This is a genomic window from Tahibacter sp., assembly GCF_035481375.1.
GTDB lineage: Bacteria > Pseudomonadota > Gammaproteobacteria > Xanthomonadales > Rhodanobacteraceae > Tahibacter.
In genome coordinates this window covers 1-7592 of sequence record NZ_DATIGT010000212.1, presented here as the reverse complement: position 1 = coordinate 7592, position 7592 = coordinate 1, and the positions used below count along the sequence as shown (strand labels likewise).

Sequence of the window (7592 nt, the reverse complement as noted above, 5' to 3'; positions counted from 1 at the left end):
CCGCAAGCCGGCCGCGGACCGGCGATGCGCCGGCACCGGGCGCGAACGGCAGGCTCACCGAGAATACGCAGGCACAGAGGCAGTGGCCGGGCTGGCAGCAGGAACCGGAATCGGCGTGGCCGGCTTCGTCGGCGGCGTTGGCTGCTTCGTCGCCGTGGCACGGCGGCTGCGCGGCAGCGGCCTCGACCGCGGCGGCATCGGCATGCGCGGCCATCGCAACGGGCGCGAGAAACCCGTTCAGGCAGAGCACGAGCGCGAGCAGCAGTCGGACGGCGAGGCGCGGCACGAAGGATCCGGGACGGGGAGGCGGCGCATAGACTGCGGATCGCGCCGCGAAGTTTCAAGCGCGGCGCGCGGACGCCGACGGATGCGGCAGAATGCGCGGCCTCGCGTCATTGTGGAGACCGCCCGTGTTGCGAATGCCTGACGTGCTGCATCGCCCGCCCGCATGACGGCGCTGCTGCCGCTGCCCGGCGACGAGGTGCATATCTGGTATGCCTGGACCGCGCAGTGCGAGGGTGCCGGGTTGCGCGACGCTTACGCTGCGCTGCTGACGCCCGACGAACGTGCGCGCTGCGCGCGCTTCGCGTTCGACGCGCTCAAGGCCGAATACCTGCTGACGCGCGCGCTCTGCCGCACCGTGCTGTCGCGCTATGCGCCGGTGCGGCCGCAGGACTGGCGCTTCGAAAGCAATGCCTACGGCCGTCCCGAAATCGCCGCGCCGCTCGTGCGGCCGCTGCGCTTCAATCTGTCCAACGCGCGCAGCCTCGTGGCCTGCGCCGTGACGAGCGGCAGCGACGTCGGCATCGACGTCGAGGAAACCGCACGCTCGGCCGCGCCGCTCGACATCGCCGACCAATTCTTCTCGGCCGAGGAACTCGCCGCACTGCGCGCGTTGCCGGCGCACGAGCAGGGCGCGCGCTTCTTCGATCTGTGGACGCTCAAGGAGTCCTACATCAAGGCGCGCGGACTCGGCCTGCAGATTCCGCTCGACCGCTTCTCGCTGCGGTTCGGCGAGACGCTCGGCATTGCGATCGACGCGTCGCTGGCCGACGAAGCCGCCGACTGGCAGTTCTTCTCGACGCGCCTGAGCGGGGCGCACACGCTGTCGCTCGCGGTGCGGCGCGGCGCGAATCCGCCGTATCGCATCCGATTGCACGAAATCGTGCCGCGGCCGTAGGTTGGGTTGAGCCGCAGGCGAAGCCCACCATCGAGGTGACTCCGTTGCAAAGAGCCCGTGCCGGAGGAACTCGCTTGCCACGGCATCTCTGACGCAACACGGACTTTCTCCGCCAGACTGTAGCGCGCCGATTAGCTTGATCGGTCCTGCCAGGTGGTTTGATTCAGTACGAATACCGGCTTAGCTGCCATCCCCCGGCGCATCTTGAGGCAACTTCCGGCTCGTAGTTCGTCTGCACGGTTCGGATGGGAGCTCCCCATCAACGCCTCTCTGACGGCCACCAGCACATAGCCCGAAGAGAAATTGCACACAGCGCGCGCGCCGCCAGCCCCTGTCCGAGATAGCTCTGTCCCCCTGAGAACCTGAGCCGGTAGGGCACGGACTTCCGCGTAGGGGCCTACCGCCGTTCTCTCTGCTGACGAATCAGTTCGTCCCAGGGCTTGGAAGAGGCCTGGGTCAAGCCGCTATTTGGGACGAAATCATCCAACGGGCGCCGCGCAAGTCGGTGAGAGGATCTTCCCCGTGACGGCAGTAGTTCGACCTGCTGCTATGCGGATGGCGCTTAACCGCAGTCGCTGAGATTGCGGCGTGCAAACATTAGAGGCGTGCTGAACCTACTGCGATCCGCCCCGAAGTCGCTTTCTTCTGTGAGGAACCCCGTTTGAGCCCTACGAAAATTGCAGCCACCCTAATCGCCGTCGCCGCTGTTGCGATTGCAGCTTTTTTCGCCTTGCCGAGCCAGCGTGAATCGGATAAGCCGCTACCGGGGTCATCGACACCTCCCACGGCGCCCAATCCAGCCCCGCCCCCGGCCACACGGCCTAAGTCGAGTGAGATGCCGGCCGCCCAGGTAGTTCCTGCGTCAAGCGCGCAACAGAGCTACAACGCCGCAAACAATCTCGCATCGCTCGTAAAGAGCGTCCAGCCCCAGGTCGATGCTGGCAGTCCCGAAGCACTTCGACTTGTCGCGCTAGTGAATGATGAGTGCTTTGCCAGTCAAGCGACTCCCAATCGAGCCCAGAACTTCCGCGAAAAATTCGCAGCGGGACTTGCGGAGCCGCAACGGTCGATCGCTCTCCGGCACAACGACCTAGAAGAGCAACGTTGTCGCGACTTGGTTGCAGAGGGGAAGCTCACGCCCGCAAGTGTTCGCGAATCGCTGGCGCGGGCCGCCGCGGCGGGAGATCTGCTTGCGGCCACCATGAAGCTCGAAGAACAGTGGACCGAAAAGTCAGAGGACGAGCTTAAGACCAGTCTGCGTCAGATCGTTGCATCTCGCGACGGTGAAGCAATCGGTGCAATGGCAACGATGCTGGGCGTCCGAGAAGAAGAGCCGCAAGTGAATGGGCCGTTCGCCGGGACACAAGAGGATTACCTCGCGTGGTTGCTCGTGGCATGCGACTTAGGACGTGACTGCAGCGAAAACAGCCGCGTGATGCGCCAACTCTGCCTCGTTATGGGCCGATGCCCGCCGGGAAACTACCGCGACTTCATTCGTACGAGTCTCGCGACTCCGAGCCAGTTCGATACCGCCACCGTCAAGGAGAAGACGCTTTTACAGCGTATCTCGAATGGACGCTTTCAAGAAATTTTCCCCTGAGCTGCTATCGGACTCTCGACCATGACTAGTAAACGAATCTGGGCGTATGGCTACCGGGTGCGAATGCCCGGACGCACCGCCTGCATTCTGATCACACCAAACGGCGCTCCCATTCGGCGGACGCGCCGTTGTTCAATTCAGTTGTCATCCGTCGCCATTTTGGAAATGCGTTAGAAACCTCGATTTTTCGCGGGTTTCGTCCCGTTTTGTCCCATAAAGTTTCGACTAGTCCCGTTTCCCAGATCACTTGGCACGACACACAGACGCCCGCCGGAAGCGACTACCGCGATGTTGGGGTTCGCCTGCGGCTCGCCGCTCGCCCACGCCGGCTGCATCGCCTCGTCCGACGCCGCGCGAAATCGGCGGAACGGATCGGTCTCAGGCCAGATGCTTGCGCAGGAACGCAGTGCTGCGCGTCCAGGCGAGCTTCGCCGCGGCTTCGTCGTAGCGCGGCGTCGTATCGTTGTTGAAGCCGTGCTGCGTGCCCGGATAGGTGTGCGCCTCGTAGCGCTTGCCGGCGGCCTTGAGCGCCTCCTCGTAGGGCGGCCAGCTCGCGTTGACGCGATCGTCCTTTTCGGCGAAATGCAGCTGCAGCGGCGCGCGGATCGCCGGCACGTCGGCCAGCGTCGGCGCGGGACCGTAGAACGGCACGGCCGCGCCGAGTTCGGGCAGTTGCGTGGCGAGCCAGTTCGAGATGCCGCCGCCGTAGCAGAAGCCGGTGACGCCGACCTTGCCGTTGCCGCCGTCGATGCCGGCGAGCGCGCGTGCCGCGGCGACGAAGTCGCTGCGCGTCCTGGCCTGGTCGAGCGTGCCGAACAGCTCGCGCGCCTTGTCCTCGTTGCCCGGATAGCCGCCGAGCGGTGCGAGCGCATCGGGTGCGAACACGATGAAATCCTCGAGCGCCATGCGTCGCGCGATGTCCTCGATATGCGGATTGAGTCCGCGGTTCTCGTGCACGACGAGCACGGCCGCGCGCTTCTTCGTTTCCTTCGTCTTCGCCGGCGTCACGAGATAGCCCTTGACCGTGCCGTTGCCGTCGGGCGAGGGGAATTCGTGGCGCTTCGCGACGATGCGCGCATCGGATTCGGGAATCTGCTGCGCCGCGGCGAACTGCGGGCTCAGCTGCTGCAGGATCAGCTCGGCGGCGACGGCGCCGCCGACGACTTTCGCGACGGCGCCGAGAAAACCGCGCCGGCTCAGTGCGCCGTGCACGTAAGCGTCGAAATGCTCGAGGACTTCCGGACCGAAATCGGCACTGGTCTTGCGCGTCATGACTGGGCTCCGGCGGCGGTGGAACGCCGAGCATCGCGGCGGCCGCGCGGCTGCGCAATGCCGATGCGCCGGAACGACTACGCGTCGCGCCGCAATGCCACGCTCATCCAGGTACGCCACGCGACATTGAGCCGCTCGCGCATTTCCCAGGTGCCGCTGAAGACGCGGCCGTCCTCGCTGAAATTGCCGCGAAAGCGCACATTGTTGCCGCTGTAGGTCCACTGCTCGCCGTCGACGCTGGCCTGCATCACGTTCGCATTGCCCTGGTTGTCGTAGGAATGCATCGTGAAGTGCTTGCGGCTCGCGTCGTAGCCGATGACTTCGATGCCTTCGACCGCGCCGTCGGGCATCTGCGCGACGAAGCGGTGCAGCAGGAAATGGCCGCCGGGCAGCCACTCGTAGGTGTCGGTCGCGCGATACGGCGCGCCGCGTCCCGACGGACCGAGCAGTTTCACTTCCCCCTGCGTCGTCCACGTTCCGACGAACGCGGCGAGCGGCGCGAGCGCGGCATTGGCTGCGACGGTGTCGCTCATCGATGGCTCCTGGCGCTGGATCAAGCGCGCACGGTAGCCCGATTCGGCGCACGCGGCCAAATGCGACGCCACATCTGCGAGCGTCGCGTTACGGCACGGTTAGCAACGCATTAAATCGCGCGTGCGGCGTTCAGCTTCGACGCGAAAATGCCGCTGTCAGAACCAGGCATCGCGCATGTCGTAGGCGCTGCGGTCCACACCGGCGACGAGCTTCGCGCTGAGTTCGGTCTGCGGCAGTTCGGTCGCGAAAAAGCAGCGGCAGGCCTGCAGCTTGCCGGCGTAGAAATCGTGCTCGGCAGCCCCCGAGGCCAGCGCCCGCTGCGCCGCCGCGGCCATGCGCAGCCAGCCCCAGGCGACGACGACGTGGCCGAGCAGCTGGAGATAGTGGCTTGCGTTCGCGAGCACTTCGCGCACTTCGCCGGCAGCCATGCGTTTGCCGGCGGCGACGCTCGTGTCGCGCACACGGACGGCGGCGGCCGACAGCGCGGCGGCGAGCGGCGCGAGTTCGGCGTCGCCCGCGACCTGCGCGCAGGTCGCCGCGATGCGTTCGAGCAGGATGCGCAGCGCCGCGCCGTCGTGCATCAGCGCCTTGCGGCCGAGCAGGTCGAGCGCCTGGATGCCGTTCGTGCCTTCGTGGATCGGATTGATGCGGTTGTCGCGCCAGCACTGCTCGACCGGATAGTCGCGCGTATAGCCGTAGCCGCCGAGCACCTGGATCGCGAGGTCGTTCGCGCGCAGCGCGTAGTCGGAATTCCACGCCTTGACGATCGGCGTCAGCAGTTCGAGCAGGAGATGGCTCTGCTCGCGCACGGCCGCATCGGGGTCGTGCTGCCGGTCGACGAGCAGCGCCGCGTCGAACGCGAGCATCTGGCCGCCTTCGACGTAGCACTTCTGCTGCAGCAGCATGCGCCGCACGTCGGCATGAGCGACGAGCGCGACCGACGGCGTGGCCGGATCCTTCTGGTCGGGATGCCGGCCCTGGCGCCGCTCGCGCGCATAGGCCAGCGCGTACTGATAGCTCGCGGCGGCCTGCTGGATCGCGCTCAGGCCCACGCCGATGCGTTCCTCGTTCATCATGTGGAACATCTGCGCGAGACCCTGGTGCGGACTGCCGACGAGGTAGCCGACGCAGTCGCCGCTTTCGCCGAACTTCAGGAAGGTGTTGACGCTCGCGCGCTGTCCCATCTTGTGATTGAGCCCGGCCAGGCGCACGTCGTTGCGCGCGCCGCGGCTGCCGTCGCCGTTGACGCGCCAGCGCGGCACGATGAACAGGCTGATGCCGCGTACGCCGGCCGGCGCGCCGTCGATGCGCGCGAGCACCAGGTGCACGATGTTCTCGCCGAGCTCGTGGTCGCCGGCGGAAATCCACATTTTTGCACCGCTCAGGCGATAGCTGCCGTCGGCCTGCGGCGTGGCGGCGGTCTTCAGATCGGCCAGCGACGAACCGGCCTGCGGCTCGGACAGGCACATCGTGCCGAAATAGCGGCCTTCGAGGATCGGCTGCATGTACAGGCGCTTCTGCTCCGGTGTCGCGTAGACCTCGAGCAGGTTCGCCGCGGCGCGCGCGAGCGTGGGATAGGCGATCGTGCCGGCGTTCGCGCTGCAGAACAGCGCGTCGCAGGCCGCGCCGACCGCGAACGGCATCTGCATGCCGCCGCGGTCGTAGTCGGCCAGCACGGCCGGAAAGCCGGCCTCGCAGAACGCGGCGACCGCATCGGCGATTTCGGGGATCAGCGCGACCTTGCCGTCGACGAGCTGCGGCTCGTTCAGATCGGCCTTGCGGTTGTGCGGCAGGAAGCGGTCGATCGCAATCTGCTGCGCGAGATCGATCGCCGCGGAAAACGTTTCGCGGCCGTGTTCCGAAAAGCGCGGATAGCGGCAGACGTCGTCGACGGCCAGGACTTCATGCAGCAGAAAATCGAGGTGGCGACGATCGATGAGCCGACGCGAGTCCATGAGCGCATTCCGCAATAGAGAGGAGGGCGCTACTGTAATCAAACGCGCGTACGAAAGCGGCGGCGCGATGTCGCCGTCGCAATGTTCCGTCAGGCGAAACCGTGCTGCGAAGCCGGATACGCAATAAGCCGCGTAGACGCGGCGCAACAAGCGAAGCGCATTGCGCCGTCTCCAACGCCTTGCGCCGTCTTCCCCGCCGGCCTCGCGGCTTCATTCGGCGATGCGAAAAAAACCCATGTGGCAACGTGAAAACCCGACTGCGCCGCGCGGCCGGCGCAATGCCCTTCGGTTATTGCGCCCGACGTCATTTCGTGCGCAACACGGTCTCGCGCTCGTCCCAGCGGCCGTCGCGTGCGGGCACGCGTTCGGTGATGCGCACGGCATGCTCGTCGATGCGCGTGACGCGTGCCCGGTTCAAGGCGACGTAGTCGCCTTCGACGACGCGGCGTTCGCGCCCGGCCGCGTCGCGCAGCACCGCGTAGCGCTGGCCGGCGCTGCGGCCCGTGCGCAGCAAGGTCAGCGCGGCGGCGTCGCCGAGCAGGCGCAGGTTCGATGCGATGCGGCAGGCGTCGGCGCGCCGCGTCGCATCGGCGTAGTCGATCGTGACGCTCGCTTCGAGCTGCGTGTGGCCGAGTTCGGCCCAGATGATCGCGATGCGGCCGGCGCCGTCGCTGCGGGTCTCGCTGAGAATGAAGGCCGGCGCGCCGCCGAGCAGCCGGCTGACCATGCCGCTTTCGGGTTCGGGCGGGCGGCCTGCCGGACCGTAGTCGACGAGCACGTCGAGACCGTCGGCCGCATAGCGCGTGCTGTCGGCATCGCCCGATCCGTTCTCGGTCACATAGGCGTCGCGCGGCAGGCGCAGCGAGGCGACCGCGGTCTCGATGCGCTGCCAGTTGGCCGGCGCGCTCGCGGTGAAACTGCAGACCTGCGCGGCCGCCGGTGCGGCGAAGCACGCGAAGGCGAAGGCGGCTGCCACGCGCGAAGCGCGTCCGCGGCCGCTCGCTCCTGCCGATACGAAATGCAACGGATCCCCCGACGCGTCGTGGCGGCG

At 66.9% G+C, this 7592-nt stretch carries 7 protein-coding genes; 2 read left to right on the top strand and 5 right to left on the bottom strand.

All coding sequences use genetic code 11. The annotated features are described in order from the left end of the window. Positions 1 to 286 (bottom strand): CopL family metal-binding regulatory protein (locus VLF18_RS13940; RefSeq protein ID WP_325280236.1); only part of this gene is annotated, 286 nt, incomplete at its 3' end. A gap of 162 nt (positions 287 to 448) precedes the next feature. Here VLF18_RS13940 and VLF18_RS13935 point away from each other — a divergent pair. Next, positions 449 to 1180: a 4'-phosphopantetheinyl transferase family protein gene (locus VLF18_RS13935; RefSeq protein ID WP_325280235.1), complete on the top strand. Its 732-nt coding sequence runs from the start codon at positions 449 to 451 to the stop codon at positions 1178 to 1180. Between the two features lie 835 nt (positions 1181 to 2015). Then, the gene (locus VLF18_RS13930) at positions 2016 to 2780 is read left to right on the top strand and encodes a hypothetical protein (protein WP_325280234.1); all 765 of its coding nucleotides are present in this window, start codon (positions 2016 to 2018) and stop codon (positions 2778 to 2780) included. A 378-nt stretch (positions 2781 to 3158) separates the two neighbouring features. Here the strand turns inward: VLF18_RS13930 and VLF18_RS13925 are convergent, their stop codons facing one another. From VLF18_RS13925 to VLF18_RS13910, 4 genes are all read right to left on the bottom strand, one after another. Beyond that, positions 3159 to 4052: a dienelactone hydrolase family protein gene (locus VLF18_RS13925; RefSeq protein ID WP_325280233.1), complete on the bottom strand. Its 894-nt coding sequence runs from the start codon at positions 4050 to 4052 to the stop codon at positions 3159 to 3161. 77 nt (positions 4053 to 4129) lie between these two features. Further along, positions 4130 to 4585: a DUF1579 family protein gene (locus tag VLF18_RS13920; RefSeq protein WP_325280232.1), complete on the bottom strand. Its 456-nt coding sequence runs from the start codon at positions 4583 to 4585 to the stop codon at positions 4130 to 4132. Positions 4586 to 4741: 156 nt separating this feature from the next. Continuing rightward, positions 4742 to 6541: an acyl-CoA dehydrogenase gene (locus VLF18_RS13915; protein WP_325280231.1), complete on the bottom strand. Its 1800-nt coding sequence runs from the start codon at positions 6539 to 6541 to the stop codon at positions 4742 to 4744. Between the two features lie 304 nt (positions 6542 to 6845). Beyond that, the coding region (locus VLF18_RS13910) for a pilus assembly protein PilP (RefSeq protein WP_325280230.1) at positions 6846 to 7592 on the bottom strand (747 nt) is incomplete at its 5' end.